Annotated in this window: 21 protein-coding genes; 5 read left to right on the forward strand and 16 right to left on the reverse strand. The window is 65.6% G+C overall.

The features are described from left to right. Position 1: 1 nt before the first annotated feature. Both RGUI_RS15250 and mnmH read left to right on the forward strand, forming a co-directional pair. A complete protein-coding gene (locus RGUI_RS15250) occupies positions 2-808 on the forward strand; it encodes a YdcF family protein (RefSeq protein ID WP_081534518.1) in 807 nt (268 codons plus the stop codon). Positions 809-846: 38 nt separating this feature from the next. Further along, the gene (gene mnmH / locus RGUI_RS15255) at positions 847-1,920 is read left to right on the forward strand and encodes a tRNA 2-selenouridine(34) synthase MnmH (protein WP_081534521.1); all 1,074 of its coding nucleotides are present in this window, start codon (positions 847-849) and stop codon (positions 1,918-1,920) included. A gap of 12 nt (positions 1,921-1,932) precedes the next feature. Here mnmH and RGUI_RS15260 read toward each other — a convergent pair whose 3' ends face one another. The 5 genes from RGUI_RS15260 to RGUI_RS15280 form a co-directional block, all read right to left on the reverse strand. Further along, the gene (locus RGUI_RS15260) at positions 1,933-3,087 is read right to left on the reverse strand and encodes an FAD-dependent oxidoreductase (RefSeq protein WP_081534523.1); all 1,155 of its coding nucleotides are present in this window, start codon (positions 3,085-3,087) and stop codon (positions 1,933-1,935) included. 9 nt (positions 3,088-3,096) lie between these two features. Continuing rightward, positions 3,097-4,155: a lipocalin-like domain-containing protein gene (locus tag RGUI_RS15265; protein ID WP_081534525.1), complete on the reverse strand. Its 1,059-nt coding sequence runs from the start codon at positions 4,153-4,155 to the stop codon at positions 3,097-3,099. Beyond that, positions 4,145-6,556 (reverse strand): FtsX-like permease family protein, encoded by a 2,412-nt coding sequence (locus RGUI_RS15270; protein WP_081534527.1) that lies wholly within the window; start codon positions 6,554-6,556, stop codon positions 4,145-4,147. The genes RGUI_RS15265 and RGUI_RS15270 overlap by 11 nt, the downstream gene beginning before the upstream one ends. Further along, the gene (locus RGUI_RS15275; RefSeq protein ID WP_081534529.1) at positions 6,556-7,212 is read right to left on the reverse strand and encodes an ABC transporter ATP-binding protein; all 657 of its coding nucleotides are present in this window, start codon (positions 7,210-7,212) and stop codon (positions 6,556-6,558) included. Before RGUI_RS15275 ends, RGUI_RS15270 begins: the two co-directional genes overlap by 1 nt. A gap of 112 nt (positions 7,213-7,324) precedes the next feature. Beyond that, a complete protein-coding gene (locus RGUI_RS15280) occupies positions 7,325-7,528 on the reverse strand; it encodes a DUF2892 domain-containing protein (RefSeq protein WP_081534531.1) in 204 nt (67 codons plus the stop codon). A gap of 209 nt (positions 7,529-7,737) precedes the next feature. Here RGUI_RS15280 and RGUI_RS15285 point away from each other — a divergent pair, with 209 nt between their 5' ends. Continuing rightward, entirely contained in the window at positions 7,738-8,304 is a 567-nt protein-coding gene (locus tag RGUI_RS15285; protein WP_081534533.1) for a hypothetical protein, read from the forward strand. 190 nt (positions 8,305-8,494) lie between these two features. Then, positions 8,495-10,003 (forward strand): malonyl-CoA synthase, encoded by a 1,509-nt coding sequence (locus tag RGUI_RS15290; RefSeq protein ID WP_081534535.1) that lies wholly within the window; start codon positions 8,495-8,497, stop codon positions 10,001-10,003. 7 nt (positions 10,004-10,010) lie between these two features. Here RGUI_RS15290 and selD read toward each other — a convergent pair whose 3' ends face one another. The 6 genes from selD to RGUI_RS15320 form a co-directional block, all read right to left on the reverse strand. Then, positions 10,011-11,072 carry a selenide, water dikinase SelD gene (selD, locus tag RGUI_RS15295; RefSeq protein ID WP_081534537.1) on the reverse strand — a complete coding sequence of 354 codons (1,062 nt, stop codon included), beginning with the start codon at positions 11,070-11,072 and terminating at the stop codon, positions 10,011-10,013. A 122-nt stretch (positions 11,073-11,194) separates the two neighbouring features. Then, positions 11,195-14,065 carry a bifunctional diguanylate cyclase/phosphodiesterase gene (locus RGUI_RS15300; protein ID WP_172841164.1) on the reverse strand — a complete coding sequence of 957 codons (2,871 nt, stop codon included), beginning with the start codon at positions 14,063-14,065 and terminating at the stop codon, positions 11,195-11,197. A 67-nt stretch (positions 14,066-14,132) separates the two neighbouring features. Further along, positions 14,133-14,576, reverse strand: coding sequence for a hypothetical protein (locus RGUI_RS15305; RefSeq protein ID WP_081534541.1), 444 nt, complete (start codon positions 14,574-14,576; stop codon positions 14,133-14,135). Between the two features lie 243 nt (positions 14,577-14,819). Then, a complete protein-coding gene (locus tag RGUI_RS15310; RefSeq protein ID WP_253798486.1) occupies positions 14,820-17,531 on the reverse strand; it encodes a methyl-accepting chemotaxis protein in 2,712 nt (903 codons plus the stop codon). A 67-nt stretch (positions 17,532-17,598) separates the two neighbouring features. After that, on the reverse strand, positions 17,599-18,768 hold the full coding sequence (locus tag RGUI_RS15315; protein WP_081536118.1) for an ABC transporter substrate-binding protein: 1,170 nt from the start codon (positions 18,766-18,768) through the stop codon (positions 17,599-17,601). A gap of 224 nt (positions 18,769-18,992) precedes the next feature. After that, positions 18,993-20,303 (reverse strand): ATPase, encoded by a 1,311-nt coding sequence (locus RGUI_RS15320; RefSeq protein ID WP_081534543.1) that lies wholly within the window; start codon positions 20,301-20,303, stop codon positions 18,993-18,995. Positions 20,304-20,457: 154 nt separating this feature from the next. Here RGUI_RS15320 and RGUI_RS15325 point away from each other — a divergent pair, with 154 nt between their 5' ends. Next, on the forward strand, positions 20,458-22,080 hold the full coding sequence (locus RGUI_RS15325; protein ID WP_081534545.1) for a hypothetical protein: 1,623 nt from the start codon (positions 20,458-20,460) through the stop codon (positions 22,078-22,080). Here the strand turns inward: RGUI_RS15325 and RGUI_RS15330 are convergent. From RGUI_RS15330 to RGUI_RS15350, 5 genes are read right to left on the reverse strand one after another with little or no spacing between them, the layout of a single operon-like run. Next, entirely contained in the window at positions 22,032-22,541 is a 510-nt protein-coding gene (locus tag RGUI_RS15330; protein ID WP_253798501.1) for a prepilin peptidase, read from the reverse strand. The two genes, RGUI_RS15325 and RGUI_RS15330, sit on opposite strands and share 49 nt — an antisense overlap. A gap of 10 nt (positions 22,542-22,551) precedes the next feature. Further along, complete coding sequence (locus RGUI_RS15335; protein WP_081534549.1) at positions 22,552-23,403, reverse strand: lipopolysaccharide assembly protein LapB; 852 nt, start codon at positions 23,401-23,403, stop codon at positions 22,552-22,554. A 27-nt stretch (positions 23,404-23,430) separates the two neighbouring features. Then, a complete protein-coding gene (locus tag RGUI_RS15340) occupies positions 23,431-24,000 on the reverse strand; it encodes a tetratricopeptide repeat protein (protein WP_081534551.1) in 570 nt (189 codons plus the stop codon). Continuing rightward, positions 23,972-24,961: a type II secretion system F family protein gene (locus RGUI_RS15345; RefSeq protein ID WP_081534553.1), complete on the reverse strand. Its 990-nt coding sequence runs from the start codon at positions 24,959-24,961 to the stop codon at positions 23,972-23,974. The genes RGUI_RS15340 and RGUI_RS15345 overlap by 29 nt, the downstream gene beginning before the upstream one ends. A 13-nt stretch (positions 24,962-24,974) precedes the next feature. Then, entirely contained in the window at positions 24,975-25,943 is a 969-nt protein-coding gene (locus tag RGUI_RS15350) for a type II secretion system F family protein (RefSeq protein ID WP_081534555.1), read from the reverse strand. Positions 25,944-25,947 lie beyond the last annotated feature (4 nt).

Genomic DNA, 25,947 nt, shown 5'->3' on the forward strand with positions numbered 1-25,947 from the left:
CATGGCCGATCTTTTCTTCCTCGCCTCCAAGATCGTGTGGGGGATGCTGAGGGCCGATACGCTCATCGTGATCCTGATGGGGGTCGGCGTGGTCGCTCTTCTGCGCGACCGCGCTGTCCTTGGGGCCGTCTGCGTTGCACTGGCCTTTGTCTCGGTTCTGGTCGTCGCGCTGACGCCGCTGCCCAACAGGCTGCTATACAGTCTTGAAAGCCGTTACCCGGTGCCGGACCTGACCGCGCCGGTGGCGGGCATCGTGATCCTTGGCGGGGCGGAAGACCCGACCTCCACCGCCGAGTGGGGGCTGCCGCGGGTGAACGAGGCGGGCAGCCGTTTCCTTGCCGCGCTCAGCCTTGCGGAACGCTTTCCGGATGCTGCCGTGATGTTCACCGGCGGCAGTGGAAAACTGTCCGGATCCGACATGCCCGAGGCCGAGGTCGCGCGCCTGATCCTGACCGGGGCGGGGCTGGACGACGACCGGCTGATCCTCGAAGGGGCCTCGCGCAACACGGCGGAAAACGCGGCCTTCGCGGCGCGCGCCGTCCCCGACCGGACCGGCCGTTGGGTACTGGTGAGCAGCGCCTATCACATGCCCCGCGCGGTAGAGACATTCTGCGCCGCCGGCTGGCGGGACCTTGTCCCCTATCCGGTGGATTTCCGCAGCCGCAAGCGCCTTCGGCTGACATGGCAACCGGCGGAGCAGTTCGTTCTGCTCAACCTTTCGCTGAAGGAATATCTGGGCCTTGCCGTCTATCGCGCGACGGGCCGGGCGGTGCATCCGTTGCCCGACGGATGCCTAGCCGCGCAATAGGTCTTTCGCCACGGCAGCGCAGGCCCTAAAACCGCCCCATGCCGATCACCCTTGCCAGCCTTGCCGATCTCGACGCGCTGGAGTTCGATGAAATCATCGACGCCCGCTCGCCCGCCGAATATGCCGAGGATCACGTTCCCGGCGCGATTTCCCTGCCCGTTCTGGATAACGAGGAACGGGCGCAGATCGGCAAGATGTATTCCCGCGAAAGCCCGTTCAAGGCCCGCAAGGCCGGGGCGGCACTGGTCGCGCGCAATGTCGCCCGGCATATCGAAACGGTGCTGGCCGACCGGCCTAAGGGCTATCGCCCGCTGGTCTATTGCTGGCGCGGTGGGCAGCGGTCGGGCAGTTTCGCGCTGATCCTTCAGCAGATCGGGTGGCGGGCCGACACGCTCGACGGTGGGTGGCGCAGTTACCGCCGTCTGGTGCAGGCCGCGCTTTACGAACAGCCCTGGCCCGGCCCGGTGATCGTGCTGGACGGCAACACCGGTACGGCGAAGACGGAGGTTCTGGGGCTCCTGGCCGAAGCGGGGGTGCAGGTGATCGACCTTGAAGGTCTGGCCAACCACCGCGGATCGCTGTTCGGTGCGATGCCGGGCGGGCAGCCCGCGCAGAAGGGCTTCGAGACGGCGCTGGCCATGGCGCGGGCGCGTCTGGACCCGACGCGCCCCGTGGTGGTTGAGGCAGAGTCGAGCAAGATCGGCCATATCAACCTGCCGCCGGGGTTGTGGGAGGCGATGAAAACCGCACCGCGGCTGGCGATCAGTGCGCCCCTTGCCGCGCGGGCGGCCTATCTGGCGCGCCGGTACCGCGACGTGACCGAGGACCCCGCGCGGCTGTTGGCCACGATCGACGGCCTTGCGCCACAGCACCCGGCCGAGCGGATCGAGCGCTGGCGCGCGTTGGCCGGCGCGCAGGCGTTCGAAACGCTGGCCGCGGAATTGATGCAGGATCACTATGACCCCCGCTATGGCCGTCAGCGCGCCCGGTTCGACGACCAGCCTGTGCAGGAGGTCGACCTTGCGGCGCTGGATGAAGCCAGCCTGCGCGCCGCCCTGCCGGACATCGTGGCCCGGATCGACGGTCTTGCCGGGGCGATGCAAATGGTCTGACGTGCCGTCTGGCTAACCGTCCCGTGCGAGATCGTGGAACGGCCGCATGAACTTGCGGTCGATATGATCCTTCCAGCGCCAGACCCACGCGCCCTCGACCCTCAGGGAAAGCCGGTCGGCGGCGGCCCGCTTGCCGCCCATCGAGATGAGTTTCAGATAATCGCGCTGCGGGTGGTAGGGTTTGCGCCCGTCCCCGGTGATCTCTGCGCGCAGGTTGTGCAGCAGCACGGGGGCCTCGCGCACGGCGTAGACGCCGGCCTTGGGCCGTGGCGCATGGCTTAGATGCGCGCAGTCGCCCACGGCGTAGAGGGCCGGGTCGGTGACGGAGCGGAGCGTTTCATCCACCGTCACGAAGCCGTCGGTCAGGTGCAGCCCGGTTGCCTTCAGCCAGCCCTGCGGGCGCGACCCGGCTGCGCCGATGACGATGCCGGCCGGGATGGTCTCGCCGCCCTCCAACGCCGTCCCCGTCGCGGTGATCCGCCGGATGGTGATCCCCGCCCGCAAATCGATGTTCTGCGCCCGGATCTGCTCCATCAGGGCGGCTTTCGCCCCGCGTCGCACGTCGCGCAGGATATCCTCTGCGGCGTCCAGCAATGTCACCTCTGCGGACAGCCCGGCCTGCATCAGTCTGTGCCGTGCGGCCAGTGCCAGTTCGACACCCGCAACGCCTGCCCCGATGACGGTGACCCGCGGCGCAACCGCTCCCGCCCGGGCGCGGGCGACGAAGTCTTCCCACGCTTGCGCAAAGGTGCCCAGCGGCTTGGCCGGGATGGCGTGATCGGCAAAGCCGGGCAGGTTGGGCAGATCGGAGGTGATCCCGATGTCGAGCGAGGCGAGGTCATAGCGGATCGGCGCCTGCCCGTGCAGATGGACCATCCGCGCCACGCGGTCGATGCCGTCGGCCCGCCCGGTGATCAGACGCGCGCCCGCATACCGTGCAAGGGGGGCAAGGTCGATTTCCAACTGCTGACGGGTGTAATGGCCCGCGATCAGCCCGGGCAGCATACCGGAATAGGGCGCGGTCGGGCCGGGATTGATGACCGTCAGGCGCACCCCCGGCACCGGTGCCTTGCCCCATGCCAGCAGAACCAGCGCATGGGTATGCCCGCCCCCGATCAGGACAATATCGCGGGGTCGGGACGGCAGGTTGTCGTCGCGTCCTGTCATGGCCCGCGCCTAGTCATAGCCCGTCATTTCCAGATAGCCGACGCCGGAGCGGTTGCCGGTCACCTGAACCGGCCCCTCCCAGTAGTCGACCGCCGTGTCCATCCAAGCGCCGTCGTTCAGCGCCTCGATCTCGATCTCCAGATCGCGCGCGGGCAGGGCGATCCGCCAGCGAACCGGGATCGTGCGCCCGGCGACCTCGTCACTGCGCAGGGGCGTCATCGTAACGGCCCCCTTGGCCAATGGCGTTGCCGCCCCATCCCTCGCGATCCATGTGCCTGTGGTGTAGTCGCCACTGTCGGCGCGCAGGCGAAAGGCCATCAGCTTTGCCCCGTCGTCGAAATGCAGCGACACCCAGTCCCAGCCCTCTTGATCGGCGTCGAGCGGCTGGCTGGACCATTCCCGGTCAAGCCACCCCTTGCCAGTCACCTGCACCTCTCCCTCTGGCAGGGTCAGGGTGCCAGACAGGCGATAGAAGGGCTGCGAATAATAGTAGCTGGCATTCCCCCGATCCGATTTCACGGAATAGCCCGCCTCCCCATGCAGGACGAGGGGGCCATCGGCGGTCAACGCAAGGTCATAGGCAAAGTCCGGGGCGCTGGCCGTCAGGGTCAGGGCCGACAAAGGATCGGCGTCCGCCGGTGCGGTGCTTTCCATGCGCCAGTCGTCGATCCATGCCTCAAAAGGTTCCGGGGTCACGCCCCCCTGTCCGATCCCCCCGCGGGCCAGCCGCATCGCCGAATAGTGCGCGGTCGGCGTGGTCAGCCCCGCATTGCCCATCCAGATATGGGTGGCCTGCCATCCGGTGCCGTCGTCCCGCGGGGCCAGCGCGTTGCGGAAAAGCGTCCACTGAATGCCATAGCCTGTGCCATCCTCGCCGGTCAGATTCGCCGTCAGATACCACCACTCGATCCGGAACCCGGGATGGGGGCCATGATCCTGCGGGAAGGTCAGCGCATGCCCGCGTTCGGGCAGGGTATACCCGTCGGCCGTTTGGCCAAGGCCCGCAAAACCCTGCGCAAAGGCGGGCAGGGGCAGCAGCAGGGCCAGGATCAGCGCCCTAGCGTTCATCGGCAAACACCTTCAACAGCGTCGTGGGTTGCAGCCGCGCCAGCCGCCATGCGGGCCAGGCCGCGGCCAGACCGGCGGCGGCCAGCGCCAGCGCCGCCAGCCACAGCCAGTCGGCGGGAAAGACATGCATCGGAAGGCGCCAGCCAAACGCCTCCACATTCACCACGGCCAGCAGGACCCAGGCCAGCATCAGGCCCACGGGCAGGGCCAGCACCATGGTCAGCGCGGCAAGCAGAAGTGCACGCAAGAGTTCCAGCCGGGCCAGCCGCCCCCGCGTCAGCCCCAGCGCCCAGACCGGGGCCAGTTGCGGCAGGCGCATGGTCGACAACGTCAGAAGGCTGGTGAACATCGCGAACCCCGCTATACCCATTGTCAGCACGTTCAGCGCAGCCGTCACGGCAAAGGTCTTCTCGAACACCATCAGGGAGATTTCCTTCACCTTGCCCTGATCGATCATGTTGTCCTGCGGCAGGCCGAAATCTTCGGTCAGCGCGCTGCGCAGGGCCGGCACGGTCTCGGGATCGGTGCGGATGGCATACCGGCGCCGGTCAAGATCGGGGTAGAGGGAAATCAGATCGGCCACGCCGATGATCACCTGCCCATGCGGGTTGCCGTAATCGGCGTAGACGCCCACCAGCGGCCGTTCCGCCCCGCCGGGCAGGGGAATGGTCTCGCCCAGATCAAGGTCTTCCCGCCGCCAAAGCTGTTCGTTGATGATGGCGCCCTCGCCCCGGGCCAGCGTTTGCCAGACATCGGGGGTGCCAAGGATCAGGGGCCAGTTGTCGGGATAGGTGCGGTGGTCGGCCACACCATAGATTTCGGCCTTGGCGCCCAGCACCGGCCCCTCGATCTTCCAGATCGGCAACAGCGCATCGGTCCGGGGCGTCAGCCAGTCGCGCAACCGCGCGGCCTCGTCCTCCGTCCGGGCGGTGACATAGAGTTCGGAGGGCAGGCGCTGGTCCAGCCATTCGGTGAACGTCACCCGGAAACTGGCCACCATGGTGCCCACGCCGATATTGGCCGACAGGGCCAGCAAGAGCGCCATCAGCGCCAGGGACAACCCCGGCACCTGCTGCCGCGTATCGGCCCAGAACCAGTGGCTGAGCACGCCGCGGCTGACCCGTTCCGCATTGCTCAGGATGACCGACAAGGCCGCCGGAAGCGCCAGCGCCGCCGACAGCAGCAGCGCGCCCAGAAGGACGAAGCCGCCCACGATGCCCTTGCCGAAGAAGAGCGCCAGCAGGGCCACGACGGCCAGCGCCCCGGCCAGCAGGCCCTGACCGGTCAGCGCGCGGGCAGAGGCGCGCGCCCATGCCCGCGGTTGCGCGGGTGCCAGAAGCGGCAGGTGCCATAGACGGTACAGGCTTTGCGCCGCGGCCACGCCCGCGCCGACCATCGCGATGGCCAGTCCGCCCAGCCACCATTCGGGGCGGAGCGACAGGCTGCCCGACACCGAGGCCCCGTAAAGCCCCCGCAGCGAGGCCGCCACATCGGGCAACAGCGCCGCGGCGATGACATAGCCAAGCGCGATGCCCCCCAGACCGGCGACCAGCGCCAGCAGCATCACCTCCGCCGCCAGAATGCTGACCAGTGTTCTCAGCGGCAGGCCAAGGGCGCGCAGCGTGCGGAACATCGGGCGGCGCTGCTCGAACGCTAGCCCGATGGCGGAATGCACGATGAAGAGGCCCACCGCGAAAGACAGGAACCCGAAGGCCGTCAGGTTCAGGTGAAAACTGCCGGTCAGTTGCGCGACATCCGCCTGCTCCTGCGGGGCGCGGCGTTCCAACCCCGGGGCGATGTCTTCCAGCGGCGGCCGGCCCAGCGGTTGATCGGGCAACAGCAGCAGGCGTGAGAGCTTGCCCTCCGCCTGCAAAAGGGTTTGCGCGATCCCGACATCGGCAAAGACGATGCCCGGGGCCATCCCCTCGGTCGCGACAAGCCGGGGCAGGCCCTCTTCCCCCGCAAGATCCGCCACCGTTTCAGGTGCGGCGAAACCCAGCCCCGGCGGGGTCAGGAACTCAGTGATCTCTCCGGTTTCGCCGACCGCAGGGGGCAGGCTGTCTTGCGGCGCGGTGAACGGGTCGATGCCGTAGACCTGCACAGATTTGCCCGCGTGGGACCATCGCCCCTCCATCAGGGGGGAGACCAGCCACCCGGCCCGGCGCAAATCGACATAGACCTGTTGGGAAAACCGTTGTCCGTCACGGGGGGCCAACTGCTCCAGCCGGTCCTGCCCGAGGATACGCGCCGCCCGGTCATAGCTTGCGCGTGCTTCCGCATTGATGGCCTGCACGCCCGACCACAGCGCGGTGGCCAGCGCCAGCCCCAGCAGAAGGCTTGCCAGTTGCAGCGGATGCCGCCGCCAGTGGGACAGAAGCGCGGACAGGGCAGTGCGGCGCATCAGGCCAGCCACCCGCCAGACAGATGTACGCGCCGACCAAGGCGCCCGGCCAGCCGCGGGGAATGGGTGACCATCAACAGACCGGCCCCGGCCTCTGCCACGAGTTCCAGCATCAGGTCCAGCACCGCGTCGCCCGTCGCCTCGTCCAGATTGCCGGTCGGCTCATCGGCCAGGATCAGCGCGGGGCGCGCGGCCAGCGTGCGCCCGATGGCCACCCGTTGCTGTTGCCCGCCGGAAAGCTGTTCGGGATAGCGGTCCATCAGGGGCGCAAGGCCCAGCCTGTCGGCCAATCGGTGCACCTCTCCGGCATTATATCGCCCTGACAGCCGCGCCTGAAAGGCCAGGTTGGCCGCAACGTCGAGCGACGGGATCAGGTTGAACTGCTGGAACACCAGGCCCACGGTCGTTCGGCGCAGGGCGGCAAGCTCTGCATCCTTCGCCGTCTCGATTGCCTGCCCGTCGACGGACAAGTGCCCGCTGTCGATCCGGTCAAGCCCGGCACACAGATGCAGCAACGTGCTTTTGCCTGATCCGGATTCCCCGGTCAGGGCCACGGTTTCCCCCGCAGCGAGGCTGAAATTGACGCCGCGCAGAACCTCTACCCGCGCGCCGCCGCTGTCATGGCTCTTGCTGACCTGTTGCAGAGACAGAAGCATACCGCCCCTCCCGATCCTTCGACATGCCTACCTAGCCTGTCTGCCGGTCACGGACACCCCGAAACGACCGGACGGGGTGCCGCAGTCGGGGCGGGCGGGCCAATGGCCCGGCTCAGTCGAAGGCGGTGCCGGGCTTGATGCCCAGTTTCTTCAGCACGATGGCCGCCGGGCAGAACCCGGTAAAGGAACTCTGGATCAGGTTCACGCCGACAAAGGCGGTGAGCAGATACCACCAGCCTGACACCCAAGTGCCAAGGGCCAGCGAAAGCAGGATCATGAAACCGGCGAAGGTCATGATGGCGCGGTCGAGGGTCATCTAGGATCTCCCTGTTGGAATGCGGCCGAAGAGGGGGCCCGGCGGAAAGTTAATGCGGCGATGCGTCAAATTCAACGTGGCGCATATTCCGGTGCCGGTCGGCGAGGGCCGAACAGGCCGACGGGGCGCGCTCGTCCCCGGTGTCGCGGAAATGCCCGATTTCGGTCCTCCTTTGGTCCCTCTGTCCGCGTCTGGTTGGAGCAATCGCAATGTTCATCTGGGCAAAGCCCCGGACGGCCGGTTTGATGGAGGGGTTTGCTTTGAGCATGATGGTTGACAGCGGCATTCACGCACCGTCCCGGTTGATGCCGGGCCTTTCGGGTCACCCGCGCGGGGTGTTCGGTGGCGTCGACATCGAGTCGGCCGTGCAAAAGGTCAGGAACGCCGGTCTTGCGCGAAACGGGTGGACATGGGCCATCGCATCGGCGGGTCTTGCCGTCGTTCTGGCCGCGCTGATCCTGCACCCCGCCGTCCATGTGCCGGAAATCGTGCCGGGCACCGACAAATACGTCCATGTCGCGGCCTTCGCCAGCCTGATCCTGCCCGGGTCGCTGTTCCACCCGCGTGCCCTGTGGTGGCTGGCCCCTGTGATGCTGGCCTTTGCGTCGGCCACGGAATATCTGCAAGCCTTCGTCGGCCGGAATGCCTGTTGGTCCGATGCTGCCGCCAATGCCCTTGGCCTTGCCGTCGGGATCGCCCTGGGCCTGTCGCTGTCCCATGTGGCGCGGCGTGTGCGCGCCGCCCGGGATGCGGGCCCTGCACTGTCTGTCGCCTGAGGGCCACCGCGGCCGCGCGGGCCGCTGACAGCGGCACGGCCTGCCGCAACCTCCTGCCGGCTCGGTGCCATTTCACCTTGGGGTGCGCCCCTGCGCGGCATTTACGATCCTTCTGCTGTCCGCCAGAACCGCTGCCGAACGCATGCGCGACCGGAGTCGCGCGGCACGCCGGCAACAGGGAGGCTGAGACATGGCAAACCCGCTTTTCGACACGCTGTTCGGCCGCCATGCGGGCCAGGGCACCCCGTTTCTGCACCTGCCCGATGGACGCATCGTCACCCATGACGCCTTCCTTCGGCTCGCTGCCAAATTCGCAAACGGGCTGACGGTCTTCGGGTTGAAACCCGGCGACCGGCTGGCCGTACAGGTCGAAAAATCGGCAGAGGCCGTGGCGCTTTACGCCGCCTGCGTGCAGGCGGGGGTGATCTTCCTACCTCTCAACACCGCCTATACGCCCGACGAGGTGTCCTATTTCATCGAGAACAGCGGCGCGCGGCTGTTCATCTGTGACGGCCGCAAGATGGGCAAGCTGACCCCGGTGGCAGAGGCCGCGGGCGCAAAGGTCGCGACGCTGAACGCCGATGGCACCGGCAGCTTCGCGGTGGCCGCACGCACCCGGCCCGATCAATTTGAGACGGTGCCCCGGGCAGAGGACGACCTCGCCGCGTTTCTCTACACGTCCGGCACCACGGGGCGGTCCAAGGGCGCGATGCTGACCCAAAAGAACCTTTTGTCGAATGCGCAGGCGCTGGCCGACACCTGGCGCTTCACCGCCGATGACGTGCTGCTGCATGCCCTGCCGATCTTTCACAGCCATGGCCTGTTCGTCGCGATCAACGTCACGCTGCTGGCGGGGGGCGCGATGATCCTGTTGCCGAAGTTCGACACCGACGCGGTGATCGCCAACCTGCCAAAGGCCACGACGATGATGGGGGTGCCGACCTTCTATACGCGGTTGCTGGACGACGACCGTTTCACCCGCGATCTGGTGGGGCATATGCGTCTGTTCGTGTCCGGATCGGCGCCACTTCTGGCCGAGACGCACCGGCAGTTCGAGGACCGCACCGGCCATCGCATCCTTGAACGCTACGGCATGACCGAGACGAACATGAACACCTCCAACCCCTATGACGGCGAGCGGGTCGCGGGCACCGTGGGGCTGCCCTTGCCGGGGGTGGAGGTGAAGGTCTGCGATGCCGAGGGCGCCGCCGTCGCGCCCGGCGAGATCGGCGTGATCGAGGTGCGCGGGCCGAACGTCTTCAAGGGCTACTGGCAGATGCCCGAAAAGACGGCCGAGGAGTTGCGCGAGGACGGTTTCTTCATCACCGGCGATCTGGGGCTGATCGATGACCGGGGCTATGTGCACATCGTTGGCCGGGCGAAGGACCTGATCATCTCGGGCGGTTACAACATCTATCCCAAGGAAATCGAACTGGTGCTGGACGACCAGCCCGGCGTTCTGGAAAGCGCGGTGATCGGCGTGCCCCATCCCGATTTCGGCGAAAGCGTCGTGGCGGTTCTGGTGCCCGCACCGGGGGAAAGCCCCGACATCGAGGCCATTGCTGCAGTGCTCCGGGAACGCCTGGCCGGCTTCAAGCAGCCCCGCCACTTCGAAGTCGTCGATGAACTGCCCCGCAACACAATGGGCAAGGTGCAAAAGAACGTGCTGCGTGACCGCTACGCCGCCCTGTTCGGGTGACGTCAGGCTAGCGGATGACCACGCGCGGGGTGGCCGCCTCTGCCACCTCTCCGATGACGGAGGCATGGGCAAACCCCTGGTCGGCAAAGAGCGCCAGCACGTCGTCGAGTGCAGACCGTGCGCAACTGACCAATAATCCGCCACTGGTCTGCGGGTCCGTCAGAAGCGACCGCTCGGTCTGGGCAAAGCGTTCGGGCAGGACGACATCATGGCCGTAGCTTGCCCAGTTGCGGCCCGAGGCCCCGGTCGCGCAGCCCTGATCCAGCAGCGCGCGCACCTCGTCCATCACGGGCACGGCGTCCCAGTCGATATGCAAGGCGCAGCCCGCGCCGCGCGCCATTTCCATGCCGTGCCCGCCCAGACCGAAGCCCGTGACATCGGTCATCGCATGCACGCCCTCTAGCGCCGCAAGCGCCGGGCCGGGGGTGTTCAGGCGGGTCATCGTGTCGATCAGTTGGGCATAGCCCCCATCGCTCAGCAGCCCCTTGCCGAAGGCGCCCGACATAACCCCGCTGCCCAATGGTTTGCCCAGCACCAGAACGTCGCCGGGCTGTGCCCCGGCATTCCGGCGCACCTGATCGGGATGGATCACGCCAAGGGCCACCAGTCCATAGATCGGCTCCACCGCGTCGATGCTGTGCCCGCCGGCCACGGGGATCCCGGCCGCGGCGCAGGTGGCCCGCCCGCCGTCGAGGATCCGCCCGATGGTCTGCGTGGACAGCGCGCCCAGCGGCATGCCGACCAGCGCCAGCGCCATGATCGGCCTGCCGCCCATCGCGTAGACGTCGCTGAGCGCATTGGTCGCCGCGATCTGGCCGAAATGGAACGGGTCATCCACCATCGGCATGAAGAAGTCGGTCGTGGCCACCAGCGCCTGATCGTCGTTCAGCTGGTAGACCGCCGCATCGTCCGACGTCGCTGTGCCCACCAGCAGATCCTCCGGTATGGGCAGGTCGGCCGCGTTGCCCAGCAGTTCAGACAGGACGCCCGGCGCGATCTTGCATCCGCAGCCGCCGCCATGGGCCAGCTTTGTCAGGCGTTCTTCACCGGCGGGGATGTCGAGGGTCATGGGCGATCTCCGGGTCTGGCGTATCGGGCAGCACCAGCGATAGGCCCGTGCCGGGCGGAGGTCAACGCAGCGCCGGTCAGAGGGCCATCATCGGCGCGGCGGCCGTGCCCGTCAGATCCGTATCACGCCGCAGCGCCGGGGGCCCCATAGCGTTTCAGGATGAACTGGGCGAGGTCGTCCACCGGCATCGGCCGGGCAAGGGCAAATCCCTGCAGCACCGAACAGCCGATCTCGGTCAGCAACCTGACATGGTCTTGGGTCTCCACGCCCTCTGCCACGACCTCGATGCCAAGCGCGCGCCCGATTTCGACGATGGCCTTGACCAGTTGGTAATGCGGCTCCGACCCGGTGATCGGGGCGATGATTGCCCGGTCGACCTTCATCGCATCCGGCCCGACCGAGATCAGCCCGGCGATGGAGGCGCGACAACTGCCGAAATCGTCGATTTCGACGCGGATGTCGTTTTCCTTCAGCGTGTCGATGGACCAGCGCAGGGCCTCGCTGAGGGTGTCGAGCGACATCGATTCCAGAAGTTCGATCGACACCTCGGTATCGGGGTCGATATCGGCCCGCAGGCTTTCGGCAAGGTCCTGATGCATCAGCCGGTCGGCGGTGACGTTGAAGCTGATCTTCGGCATCAGGATGCCGCGGGCCTTCAGCGCCCGAAGATCGTTGGCAGAGCGTTCGAACAGAATCCGGTCGATCCGTCCGGTGACCTTCAGTTCGTCCGCATAGGGCAGGAATTCGCCCGGTGACAGAAGGCCGTGTTCGGGATGCTGCCAGCGGCACAGCATCTCCACCCCCCTTAGCGCCAGCGAGCCGCAGTAGAACTGGGGCTGATAGAACGGCACGAATTCGCGCCGCTCGATCCCAAGCAGGATCTCGTCCGACATCTTGCGGCTGCGGACCATCTGGTGCTGCAGATCGTCGTTGAAGAAGGCGTATTGGTTCCGCCCTGCCTTCTTCGCCCGGTAAAGCGCCATGTCGGAGTTCACCAGCGTCTTGCGCGCATCGAACCCCGCCCCCTGGCCGAAGGCGATGCCGATGCTGGCGCCGATCCGGCAGGAATGGCCCTCATAACTCACGGGGTTGGCAAGATCCTCGACGATGCTGCTGGCGACGGCCTCGACATCCGCCTTGTCCGGGCCGCCGAGAATGGCAATCAGGAACTCGTCACCGCCGATCCGGAACGTGTGCTCGCCGGATCCTGTTCGCATTCTCAGCACGTCCGAGACATGCTGAAGGATGAAATCGCCGGCGTCATGCCCGATGGTGTCGTTGATTTCCTTGAACCGGTCCACGTCCACATGAAGCAGGGCGAAATCCTCGCCGTTCCGGCCGGATGTCTCGTCGATCTCGGACAGGAAGTCTTCGGCAAAGCGGCGGTTGGGCAGGCCGGTCAATGCATCGTGGCGGGCCTGATGCTCGATCTCCCGGTTGGTCTTTTCCAGCGTCTTCATCTGACACTCGATCTGGGCCTTCTGGTCGGCGTTGCGCAACAGAAGCTCGCGGCGTTCGATATTGGCATTGCGCAGGCGTTCGATGGCCTCGGCAAGGCGCCGGAAGCCCGCCCCACCGCCTTTCAGGACAAGGCGCCGTTCGGTCGCGCCCTGTGCAAGGTCAAGGATCGCAGACGTCACCGTGGCCAGCGGGCGCGCGACATGGCGGTTCGCGGCAAATGCCGCCGCAATCACCGCGACCGCGACCAGCAGCAGCACGGCAAAGGTGCTTTTGGCAAAGACGCTGATCCAGTGGCTGGCCGACAGGCGCACCTCTTCCGTCGTGGCGGTGATCGAGGTGCCAAGCCGGTTCAGCAGCGCGTCGTATTCCTGTTCGGCCGACCGGCGGGCAAAGGTCGCGGCATGGGCGTTCGACCAGGTTTCTTCCGCCTCGGCGACCAGCCTGCGCAGGCGGTTGATTTCTTCCTCCGACTGGTTGCGAAGGGTCATCACATGGGGCAGGCGCAACCGGGTCTGCACGATCCGTGCGCGGACCTGGCCGTTCAGGGTCTCAAGGTCGTCCAGCGGTGTCGTGGCCAGTGTCGCCGCCATCGCGCGGGCTTCGCTGAGGGCCAAGTTGACGCGGCTGATGGCGATATCGCCCGTCCGCAGGCTGCGAATGCGGTTGCGCTCGTCCTCGCTCTTGTCGACGGTTTCCTGCAATTGCCGGGTCAGTTCCCTGTAGCGGGTTTCGGCGGCGCGGGAATAGGCCTCGGACGCCCAATAGGCGTTCTGGGTCAGCGTGTTGATCGTGTCGGGGCCGGCCTCGGACAGCACCGCGAGGCTGGCGCGAAGCCGGGCCGTCGACGGTTTGCAGATATTCGCGGTTTCGCCCTCCTGTTCCGGGGTACAGGGCGGGGGAAGCTGTTCGAGCTTCGCCTCGATGCCCTTCAGCGGCACCTCCAGCCCGGTCTCGGTGCCCTTGAACCGGTCAAAGCTTGCGATGTGGCGGCGAATATGTTCGGCGGTCACCATCGCGCCGAACAGGACATGCAGCCGCTCTGTGATGATGCGCTGCTCGTCTTCCAGTTCTTTCGACGCCGTGGTCGAGGCCGCAAGGTCCAGCCGGGCAAGTTCGGCCTCGTGCCCGACCAGCGCGGCGACCTGGTTGAGGGCTTCGTCGAGGTTCGTCATCGCCCGGGTCGCGGTGTCGGCCTGGCTTGCGGCAACGATGAAGGCCGTCAGGGTATCGGCGGCGATGATGCCGGAGTCGTCGGCAAAGCCATTCCCGGGATCGGCAAAGCGCAATGCCTCGATCTTGGCGGAGAGAACGTCGAAGGCCGCAATCGCACGTTGCTGGCCTTCGGGGTCGGGCGACTGGCGATACTGGCGGATGGTGCGGGACAGATCCTGCCGGGCCGCGTCGACCGCCTCGATCGCGCCCCAGCGGTCGACCTGACCGCTCAACTCATTGATCGATGTCCACGCAGCGATCCCCAACAGGAACACGCCCAGAACCGTTGCCGCGATGGCTTGGTTCAGGCCGTGTGTCATGGACGTGCCCTGCGCCAGGGGCCGGGCGATCCAGTCTGTTGGGGCGCGCAGCTTCATGTGGCGCAGATCAGCGACACACCATGACCAGGCCCTGGTCGCGGTTTGCATGCATACTGAAGCAATGGAAGTCGTACACTTCCTGCGTGTCGTAGTGGTACCACTTCAGCACCGCGTCATCCTCGATATCGGCGGCGGCCCAGACACGCGGCCAGACCAGCTCGCCGGTCAGGTCGGGGGTTTGGGAATAATCCGCGGCGACCATTTCGGGTTCGCGATTGTCGGCGATGACGGTCGACCCGGTGAACAGGTTGACGCCCTGGCGGGAGTGCACGAACGGCAGATCGGGGTCATAGACGGCCTGCGTGGCGGCCTCGATGCCGTCGCGGTCGATGATCTCGACCAGCGCCTTGGCCAGGGCGCGGCCTTCTTCCTTGGTGCCGAGAACCGGCGCGGCTGCGGCCGGGACGGCGGCAATGGCCAGGATGACGGGCGTCAGGACTTTGCGGAGCATGTTGGGAACCTCTCTTCGTGTTTCCGGATGTGAGTGCAACTGCGGTTACAAAGCCGATTGTTCAGACGTCAGAAGGGCCTCACTGTGGCATTGCGATGGCGTGTGGGATCGGGGCGAATTCCGCCGCCGGTCTTGCACGACCCGGCGTTTCAGATCGGGTGAAGCGCCGGTCGGTGGTTTCGATGGGCGGGCGTTGATCTCGCATTCCGCGGGTCAGCCCGCCCCTGTCTTGGGTCTCTGGGGTCAGAAATCCTGCCACGCGCTTGCATTCGCGACCTGCCGGGTCTCGAACGTGGCGTGCTCGACTGGCGCGGGGCTCGCGCTCGGCATGAACTCCATCGCCCCTGTGTCGATCAGGCCCGCGCTTGGCGCTTTCCCTTTCAGTTGGAAACGGGCCACGATGCCTTGCAGGGTGTCGGCTTCCTGTTTCAGCGTTGTGGACGCGGCCGTCGCCTGTTCCACCATGGCGGCGTTCTGCTGGGTCACCTTGTCAAGCTGGGTAACGCCGACATTGATTTCGCCGATGCCCACCGATTGTTCCTGAGCGCCCGAGGCAATGTCGGAGATCAGTTCCGCGATATTGGCGACCCGTTCAACGATATCGGTCAGCGCCTCGCCGGTCCGGTTGACCAGCGATACGCCGGAATCGACATGGTCGGAACTGGCAGAGATCAGTTGCTTGATTTCCTTGGCCGCGTCCGAGGAGCGCTGGGCCAGCGCCCGCACTTCCGAGGCGACGACGGCAAACCCGCGCCCGGCCTCGCCCGCGCGGGCGGCCTCGACGCCGGCGTTCAGGGCCAGCAGGTTGGTCTGGAAGGCGATGTCGTCGATCACGCCGATGATCTGGGTGATCTCGTCCGACGACTTCTTGATTTCCGACATCGCCCCGATGGCTTCGGTAACGACACGGCCGCTTTGCTCCGCATCGGTGCGGGCATCCTTGACCACCTTCTCGACCTCGGCCGCGCCTTCCGCGGCGGAGCGGACGCTGCTGGTCAACTCATCCAGTGCGGCGGCGGTTTCTTCCAGCGTTGCGGCCTGGTTCTCGGTCCGCTGCGACAGGTCGTCGGAGGCCGAATTGATTTCCTCGGCGCGGGTGTGAATCTCGGTCGCGTTCTCGACCACCGTGCCCATCAGGTCGTTCAAGGTGTCGATGGTGGCGTTGAAATCCCGGCGAAGTTCTTCATAGGCTTCCGGGAACGGATCGTCGAGCGAGCGTGTGAGGTTGCCAGACGACAGCGCGCGCAGCGCATCGGCAAGATTCGAGACGACGAGATGCTGTTCGGCCGCGCGTTCCTGACGTTCGATTTCCGCGGTCTGGCGCTCTTTTTCCATCTTCGCGCGCTCGATCAGGCCATTGCGGAAGATCACCAGCGCCTCGGCCATGCGGGCGATTTCCCCACCCATCAGGCGAAAGCCTTTCACCTCTGCCAGATCGCCATGGGCAAGCCGGTGGGTAACGCGGGTCAAGCGCGAAATCGGCCAGATGATCAGGAACCATGTAAAGACCGGTGCCACGAGGAACAGCACAAGACTGGCGGTTCCGATCATGTTCATCCGACGCTCTGCCGTGGCGGCCTGGGCAAGGATGGCGTCGCCCGCCGATGCGGCCTGTTCGACCATGCTGTCAGCATGCATCACGGCGGTCGGGGCGATCCGGCGCAACCATGCGCCCGCGGCCCGCGACGTGGCCTCGGCGCTCATCTGGGCGTCCAGCATGGCCAGCCGGATCCCGACGACACCGGTTTTGGGGTCGGCAATCGCCAAAAGTCGGTCGAGCTTTTCGATGATGTCATCGTTGAGGAACGCGTTTTCCTTGAGGTCGACGATTTGCGCCGCTGCCGCATCCAGACGGGCCTGGGCCTCTTCGGCCGCGTCGAAGTCGCGGGCCGTGGCGCCGAGATAGGACACCGCGACCAGGCTTTCGACGGCAAGCGCGACCTCGTCGGAATCCCGAAGCTGCTGCACCTCGTTCTCGAGAAGGCGGTGAATGGCATCGCGGTTGAAGATCGAGGCATCCTCGGCGCTGACCATCAGGTTGTAGGTCAGATCGTCGATCGCGATGCTGAGGGCGATATGGCTGCGGTCGCGAAGGGCCATGATTTCCTTGCGGAAGCCGTCCCGCGCGCGGAACCCCTGGCGCGCTGTCTGGGCAAACGCGTCGCGGGCTTCCTTCAGCGTTGGCAACTGCTCGGCGACCGCGTTGGATTCTTCAAGCGTGGCGAGCAGGCCGTCCAGTTTCTTCAGTGAAGAGGTCGCCGTGTCGCGCAGGACGGTGGCAAAGGCCTTTTCATCGGTCGTGGCAAGCGCAAGGGCGATGCCGGTCAGCAGGTTGATCTCGCCCCGCGCCTGCAGGATCAGCGAAGTCGCGGCGAAATCGTATTCCAGCATCGCCTCAAGGGTCTGGGACACGACATCGATGGTCTGGTCCCCGGCGAGGTTCATGTCATAGACCGCATCGTCGGACAGCTGTTGCAGCAGGGCCCGCGTCTCTTCGGCCAGTGTGGTGAACGCCGCCAGTTCGTCAAGCAGCATGTCCCGGCGTGAGAAGTTGGCGCCAAGTGCGCCTTCCATCTCTTCTGCCGCGGATTCGAGGCCGGTTAGCAGTTCCTCGATCTCGGCCACGGTTTCGGCGGGCAGGTTTTCCATCGCATCCGCCAGAGAGAACATCTGGATCTCCAGATCCTCGGCGGCCATCTGCAATTCGCCGGGGTCTTTCGCCAGCAACATGTCGGCGACGGCTGTCTGGATGTCGCCGGTGAAACCGATGACCGTCTGGCTGTCCTGAATGCCGGGCAACTGCTTGCCCAGCAGGTTGTTCAGTGGTCCCGAGAGGGAATGGAAGACGTTCAGGCCGATGAAAACGGCGACGGCAGTCATGGCGCCCATGGCAAGCAACGTGCCCGAGATTTTCAGGGCGAGACTACCGAGTACATTTGAAAGAAACCTGCGCATGGGACCCTCCGCGCTGCGCTGAAGGAGATCGGGTGCGGGCCGGCCGGGTCGCGGTCGCCCTGCGGTGTTAGCTGTCTGCCTCGGGTACGGGCCGTTCGACTGGTTCGAAACGGCCGTCCGGGCCGATCCGGCTCAGGTACACCTGATCCAGACCCTGATTGTCGCCTGGGCCATAGGCGAGCCGAAGCCCGCCAAGGTCGAACTCGCCCAGACCGGAAAGGGCCTTTGCAAACCCTTCGCGGGTCAGCCAAGGTCCGGCGTTTTGCAGGGCGCGGATCGCAACGCGCCCCGAAAGATAGCCCTCCAGCGACGCGAAGCCTGGTTCGGCCTCGGCGTCCAGTTCGGAAAGGGCTGCGATGAACTCGGCCACGACCGGCAGGCTGTCATCCCACGGGAAGGGCACGACCTGGCTGATGATGACGCCCGCGCCATCGGCACCCAGCTCTTCCGCCAGAGCCTTGGAGCCGACGAGGGAGATGCTGGCATAGTCCGGCGTGAAGTCGTGATACTGCGCAACGTCGATGAAGGTGGCCACAGCCATGTGGGTGCCGATGAAGAAGACGGCCTCCGGTTCGGCCTTGCGCAGCTTGAGAACCGCAACCTTCACGGCGGCGGTGTTGCGGGTGTAGGTCTCCTCGGCGACGAGGGACAGGCCGCGCTTGCGCAAGGAGGCCCGGACCGCATCGCGCCCGGTTTCGCCGAACGCGTCGTCCTGATACAGGATCGCGACCCGTTCAAGGCCGCGCACATCCGCCAGATGCGCGATCGCGGCTTCGACCTCGGCGCCGTAGGTGCTGCGGATGTTGATCACATTGGTGACCCACGGGGCGCGTGCGAAATCGGCGCCGGTCATCGGCCCGATCACGGGCAGCCCGGCATGGCTGGCCATCGTTTGCGTGGCCTGCAACTGGGCGGTGCCGACCTGCCCGATCAGGGCGATATGCTCATCCCCCTCGATCACGCCGGCAACGGCGCGAATCGATTCTTCGGGCTCATACCCGTCGTCGAAGCTATCAAGCTGGATCGTCCGACCGTGAATGCCGCCGGCCCGGTTCGCCTCTTCGAAGGCGGCGAGAATACCCTGACGCAGGCCGGTGCCAAGCTGAGCCGAAGGCCCTTCCAGCACCGCCACCTGGGCGAAACGCACGGTCGTTCGGTCGATGCCACCCGCGGCAAGGCCGGTGGTGGTCGCGGCAAGAGAAAGGATTGCGAGGGCGAGTTTGGCTGCAGGATGCATGTCGGGCTCCGCCTGAACGTCATTCATCGAAGACCAGTAGCCCTTCAGGTCTTAACAAGGCGTAGTGGATCACCGGACCCTGCGGATATAACGCGGCGAACTTTAGCGGAATGGTAGCGTTTCGAGAGGTCACGGGCGCGTGCAGCCGCGCGTGCGACGCAAACGGTAGGCGGGGTCAGGGCCCCGGAATCCTTGACCTATGTCTTGTCGGTCGCGGTGCCGCGTCAGTGAATAATCGCCTCGTCACGCACGAACATGTTGTCCCACGCGCGGTCGATCAGATCGGGGGTCATCTGGTAGGGAATGCCTTCGAAATCGCAGATGGAGATCATCTGGTCGATCAGGAACCCCGGTTGGTAGTTGGCATAGTCGTTGTCGATCAGCGGGTATTTCTCATCCAGAAGGTAGCTCAGCGTCGCCTGGTCGACGGGCATTTGCTTCTTTTCAGCGACAAGATTGAAAATTTTCAGGAAATCCGCCTGGCACGGGCCGTCGACCTTGATCTTGAAGAAGATCCGGCGCAGCGCGGCGCGGTCGAAGATCTCGTTGGGGTGAAAGTTGGTGGAGAAGATCACCAGCGTGTCGAAGGGGACCTCGAACTTCTCGCCCGATTGCAGGGCAAGGATATCGCGGCTTTCCTCCAGCGGCACGATCCAGCGGTTGATCAGCGCCTGCGGCGGTTCCGCCTGTCGGCCAAGGTCATCGACGATGAAGACGCCGCCGGTGGATTTCAGCTGCAAGGGCGCCTGATAGGTGCGGGCCGTGGGGTTGTAGACGAGGTCGAGCATCGACAGCGACAACTCCCCCCCCGTGACCACGGTCGGCCGGTCGCACAGCACATAACGCGTGTCGAACCGGCTGGAGGTGCGGCGCAGCGATGTCGGGCCGTCCACCAGTTCCTCGGCCGCGGAATGCACGATGGGGTCGTAGACGGTGATCACCTGTCCGGCATATTCCACGGCGCGGGGGATATAGATCCGATCCCCCAGCGCGTCGCGTATCCCGTTGGAGATGGACGATTTCCCGTTGCCGGGCGGGCCGTACATCAGGATCGAGCGTCCCGCGCCGACCGCGGGGCCAAGGTGGCCCAGCAGGTTGTCGGGCAGGATCAGATGGCCCATCGCGGCGGTCAACTGGGCGCGGGTGATCTGGATGTTGCGGATCGACTGGCGTTGCACCTGTTCGGCATAGACATCCATCGGCACGGGCATCGCGCCGTAATACTCCGACTGTGCCAGCGCATCCTGCGCGCGGGCCTTGCCCGCCTCGGTCAGTTGATACCCCATCTCGCCGCCGGACCCGGCATGCAGCGTCCCTGTCGCCTCCAGCAGCTTTTGACCCCGGGCCAGATCGACCAGTTCCTGCGTGACCGTGACCGGCAGGCAGATCGTCCGGGCGATTTCCGTGACCATGTCGAGATTCTGGCGGAACACCGTCTTCAGAAGGATGTCGCGCATCATCACCTCGGGCAGGCGCATGTCGGCAAGGCTGCGCGGCGCTGGCGGGGCGATGACGGAGGAGGTTTGCATGTTCATGGGCGACCTCGTCGATTGCGGCGTGTCGAAAAGTTGCCGTCCGTTTCCGGCAAATCTTGGGCGCCCCGGCGCAAGATGGCGACAATTGCGTCTTTCGAAACCGTTCCTTCAGGACTTGCCCGGCAGAGAGGACAGGACCCTAGCGGGGCAGGACATGTCACGGCCCAATCCCTTTACGCTCGCCTTGCTGATGGCCGCGATCCTTGCGGTCGCGACGGGTCTTGGGCTGCTCAAGGGCGCGCTTTACCCGACATGGCACGAGGCCGACCTGCTGCACATGGCGCAGATCGTCGAGCGTGAAGCCGCCGGAGAATGGCCGCATCTTGACTTCATGACGCCGCTCGGCGTGCTGGCCTATGCGCCGATCACCCTGTTCGTGCGGCAGGGGTTCACCTTGGCCGAGGCGTTCGTGCTGGGGCAGGGGCTTGTCGGGGCTCTGCTGTTGCCCGCGGCAATGTGGGCAGGGTTCAGCCGTCTGTCGCAGGCCGCCGCATATCTGTTCGGGGCCGGGATGATGATCATGTGCGTCGCACTGGTGCCCGCCCATGCCGCGCCCGGGATCTCCCTGTCGATGAGCTATAACCGCTGGGGTTGGGCCATCGGCTTTACCGTGTTGCTGGTTGCGGTGGTGCCGCACCGGGGCAGGGGCTGGTCGCCGATGGTCGATGGCATGATCCTTGGGCTTGGCCTTGCTGCGCTGGCCCTGATCAAGATGACATATTTCGTGGCGTTCCTGCCGGCGGTTCTGCTGTCGCTCTGGATCCGGCGCGACCGGCGCGGGGCTGCGCTTGCCGCCGGGTCGGGGATCGCCGTGGTGCTGGCCGTGACCGCCATGGCGGGCATCGGGATCTGGCCGGCCTATCTGGGCGATCTTCTGACCGTGGCGCGGTCAGAGGTGCGGGCCTTTCCGGGGGAGAGCCTGGCGGTGATTCTGGGCGGCACGACCGGTCGGGTTGGCACCGCGCTTCTTCTGGTCGTTGTCATCTGCCTTCGCCGTGTCGGGGCGATGCAGGCCGGTCTTCTGCTCTTGGTCGCCGCTCCGGGGCTGGCCTATGTGACGTTCCAGAACCACGGAAACGAACCTGTCTGGTTGTTCTTCCTTGCCGCGCTTGCGTTGGGGGCAAGTGTAACGCAGGGGCGGGATGAACGATCAGGCCCGGCGCAAGCCCTTGCCGTGGCGGGGTGGATCGCGCTTGCGCTGTCCGCGCCCGGCTTCATGGCGATGGCGGAAAGCCCGCTCAGGAATTTCTCGACCGACCGGGAGGGGATGGTCGAAATGCTGCCGGGCGATCAGGGGCTGTGGGAGCCGGGGGGCCGCGTTCTGCATGTCCAGACCCGGGTCAGCCGCCCCTTCGCTGCAACGGAAAGCCAAGACAACGCTGGCGCACGACCCGAACCCACATACCTGAACGGCGAGCCGTTGGAGCAGTGCCGGTTGTTGAGCGGCCTGGTCGGCTGGTTCCGGGGCATCGGGGAAGAGTTGACGGAGGCCGGTTTCGGGGCGCGGCGGATCTTCGTGGCCGATCTGCTGAACGGCTATTGGCTTTACGGCGGCGGCGTACCGTTGCCCGGCGGTGCGCCGTGGTATTACGGGGGCTTGCCGGGGCTCGAGGGGGCGGAGTTCGTTCTGGTCCCGCAATGTGCCGCGCGCCCGGACGTCAGGGCGCTGATCCTGACCGAACTGGAAGACGCCGGGATCGTGCTGAGCGAGGCCGACCGGACGGACGACTACATCCTGATGGCCATCACGCCGTCGCTTGCCCTAAGCACGAGATAGAAGATCAACGCGCCCGCCAGCGCCAGGCCCATCGGGAAATCCCGGTCTGTCCACGACGCCCAGTCGGGCAGGGCGCGACGCACCGGGGCCAGACGTCGGATGCCGCGATGGGTGATGAAGGCTGCGACCAGTACCACGGCGAACAGCATCAGGAACCGCCCAGATTCGTCGGCAGCCAGGAAGGGCGCCATCGCTGCGGCGAATTTCGCATCGCCCGCCCCGATCAAGCCAATGGTGCTGGCCACGAAGCCGATGCCAAGCACAAGCACCAGATGCAGCCAGCGCCACGCCCAGACATCGATGGGCAGCGCGATCAGGCCTACGGCCGCGTAGACGACAACCAGCGCGACCACGGCGCTGTTGGGGATCTTCATGTACTTCATGTCGCTCCACGCCACCCAGATCGCGATGGGCAGCACGAAGGGCAGGAACCACAGCGCGTCATTTGCGGACAACGCCACCGCCGCCGCCCTAGCCGCGGCTTTCGAGCGCTTCCAGCGCCCGGACTGCTTCCTCGAAATGCTGCGGGCTGGTTTCGATCGCGTCCTGCAAGAGCCCCTTGCCCAGTGCCACATCGCCCTGCTTGATCGCCGTCAGTGCCAGCGTGTGATAAAGCTGGGCGCGCTCACCCCGGTTTGCCTCGATCACCGGCAGGGCATAGTTGCGTTGCGCGCCGCGGGCCAGAACGAGGTTGTTCTTCGCCGTGAAGAGCGCGGGGTCATAGGTCAGCGCCTCGACGAACAGGCGCTCCGCACCGGGATAATCGCCGCGGGTCAGCTTGGAATAACCCCAGTTGTTCAGGACTTTCGCTGGTGTCGTCGTCAGCCCCGCCGCGGTTTCATAGTAACTGTCGGCCTTGTCCCACTGGCCATTGCTGTCGGCGATCATCGCCTCCAGCCGGTAGCGTTTGTAGGTCTCATGCGTCGGCGGGACGCCTTTCAGCACCGTTTCCGCCCTGGCCCAGTCGCCCGTGCGGATCAGGGCATCGGCATGGTCGACCTTGTCCTCGGCAGTGGCGGCCCGGTGCGCGGCGACCTTGGCCCAGATCGCTGCACCCTCGGTATTGCGTTTCGCCCGGATCAGCGACCGCGCAAGTCCGCGCTGCGCGTCGATATTGCCGGGGTTTTCTTTCAGGGTCCGTCGGAAATAGGTCGCGGCCTCGTTGGGGTCGGCCACGGTCATCATGATGTCGTTCATGGTGCCCTGGTCAGCGGCCAGCACATCCTGCACGGCCCGTTCGACCTCCACCGGGGTGGTCTCGGCACAGGCCGTCAGCATGAGCGCCCCGCCGGCGCACATCGAAAGTAGGATAGATCGGCGCATTTTCCTGCGTCCCTTGCTGCTCTGCCCTCAGTGGGAGGCGACCAGCCGGTACGTTGCGCTGCCCTGCCTCACCAGTTCGTAATCATTATTATTGCGTGTATCGTACGACGGAATTTCGGTTTTTGCGATAGCCAGTCGAAGATTGTGCCGGATGTCGTCCGATTGGCCACTGTCGAGCGCGAAGGCGGTTTCAAAGACGCGCCTCGCCTCGCCCGGCTTGCCTCTCTCGATCAGCACGACGCCCAGATTGTTCCAGGCGGGTACGAAGCGGTTGTCCTTGTCCACGGCCTGTCGCAACTGGCGTTCGGCCTGACCCAGACGGCCAAGGCGCAGATTGGCCGATCCGATGGCGGACAGGACCTCGGCGGTCAGGCCCTGTTCGGCGCCAGCGCGGTAGAAAGACTTCAGCGCAAGGCCATAGTCGCCCGCGGCCATCAGGCGATGGCCTTCGACCATCGCATTCGCCGCGGTGTGTGGCTGGTCCGCGCCGGATGAGGCTGTTGGCCCCGCCAACTGGCAGGCAGATAGTGCGATTACCGCGGCCAGCGCCAGGCCGCGAAAGGCAATGTCAGAAAGACGAACCCGAAAGCGTTTCATAGATGCTGTGGATCGAGGGGCCGATAAGCGCGATGAGCAGCGGTGGTACCGTGAACATCATCGTGCCCAAAGTCAGCTTGGTTGGCAACTTGTTCGCCTTTTCCTCGGCCCGCATAACCCGCTTGTCCCGCATCTCGGCCGCATAGACCCGCAGCGCTTCGGCAATCGAGGTGCCGAAGGTCTGGGATTGAACCAGAACCGTCACGAAGGAGGACACGTCGGTCACCCCGCAGCGGTCGGCCATGTCCTTTAGCACCTGCACCTTGTCCTTGCCGGCCTTGATCTCGTGCGCGACGATCTCGTACTCGTCGGCCAGATGGGGGAAGCCTGCGCGCATTTCCTTTGCCACCCGGATGATCGACTGGTCCAGCGATTGCCCGGCCTCAACGCAGACCAGCATCATGTCGAGACTGTCGGGAAAACCGTTGGTGATCGATTCCTGCCGCTCCTGCACCCGGCGGCTCACCCAGTATTTCGGCAGGTAGTAGCCCGCAGCACCGGGAATCAGGACCGTCAGGATCATGTTGGTCGTGCTGGCCCCGGTCGTTGAGTGTTTCACGACGGCGAAGATCAGCCCCACCAGCAGCAGCCCGATGCCAAGCGTCAACTGGGCGAAGTAATAGACCCTGACCGAGGATTTGGAGCGATAGCCCGCCTGCATGAGCTTCATCCGGACCGCCGAGAACTCCGCATCATCCTGCGGTTCGAGGAAGTCTGCGAAGCGGTCAAGCTTGTCGGCCTGAGAGCTTTGCCGCAGGGCCGTCGAGGGCTCGCGGACCGTCGCGGCCTTCATCTCGCGTGTCTGCTGGCGCAGCTTGTCCAGCGGGTCGGGTCGCCTGCGCAACAGGGCCGGCAGTGTCAGGGCGATCATCGCCACACCGATAACCCCGATGGCATAAACCGGCGCCAACGGGCCAAGCCGGTCTGTGAGAAGGACGGTCAGCGTATCGAGCATTTGCATCGCTTGCGTTTCCTCAGACCTTCACGTTGACCATGATTTTCATGAAGATCACATTCGCCACGAGGAACACGCCGACCCCGATGGCGGCGGGAATGAAGAACGGCGTGTCCTTTACGTTGTCGTAGAAGTCGGGCTTCAGCGTCACGAGGCCGACGATTGCCGCGACCGGAAAGCCCGACAGGAACATGCCGGACCATTTCGCCTCGGCCGTGATGGCCTTGACCCGGCGAAACAGCTTGAACCGCGCGCGGATCACCTTGGCCAGCCCGGCCAGAACCTCGGCCAGATTGCCGCCCGACTGCTGCTGGATGCTGACCGCCACGGCGAGAAACCGCATGTCCTGCATGTCGACCCGTTCGGCGAGGTCTTTCAGCGCCTCGGACACATCCCTGCCATAGGCGGCCTCGTCCGCAATGACGCCGAATTCGGTGCCCAGCGGATCGGGGACTTCCTTGGCCACGATGTTGATGGCGGAGATGAACGGATGGCCCACCCGCAGGGAACGCACCATCAGTTCCACCGCGTCGGGAAGCTGTTCCTCGATGATCTGCAGCCGTTTCGTGGCCTTGTTCTGGACCCAGACATAGACCCCGCCCACGCCCATGGCGACGGACACAAGCGCGCGGACAGGCAAGGGCGCCGCGGTCCCGACGGTGAGCGCCAGAAAGGCGACCCCGGCCAGAAGGACCATGATGGCGATCAACTGGCGGGGGGAAAACGCGATATTGGCCTTTTGCGCCTTGTCGGCCAGCATCGCGTAAAGCGGGATTCCCCCGGCCTGCATGTGCTGGGTCATCTCCTTGCGAAGCTGTTCTAGCACCTGCTCTCGGCCGTTGCCCTTTTCCAGAAGTTCCAGCCGGCGGTTGACCTTGGCGTTCAGGCGGATCGACTTGCCGAAAACCGTCAGATACAGCCCTTCGACCAGCGCCAGAACCGCGACGAAGATCAGCGCGTAGATGATGAGTTCGCCGCCGACCTGCATGGGC

It is taken from the genome of Rhodovulum sp. P5 (assembly GCF_002079305.1).
Classification (GTDB): domain Bacteria; phylum Pseudomonadota; class Alphaproteobacteria; order Rhodobacterales; family Rhodobacteraceae; genus Rhodovulum.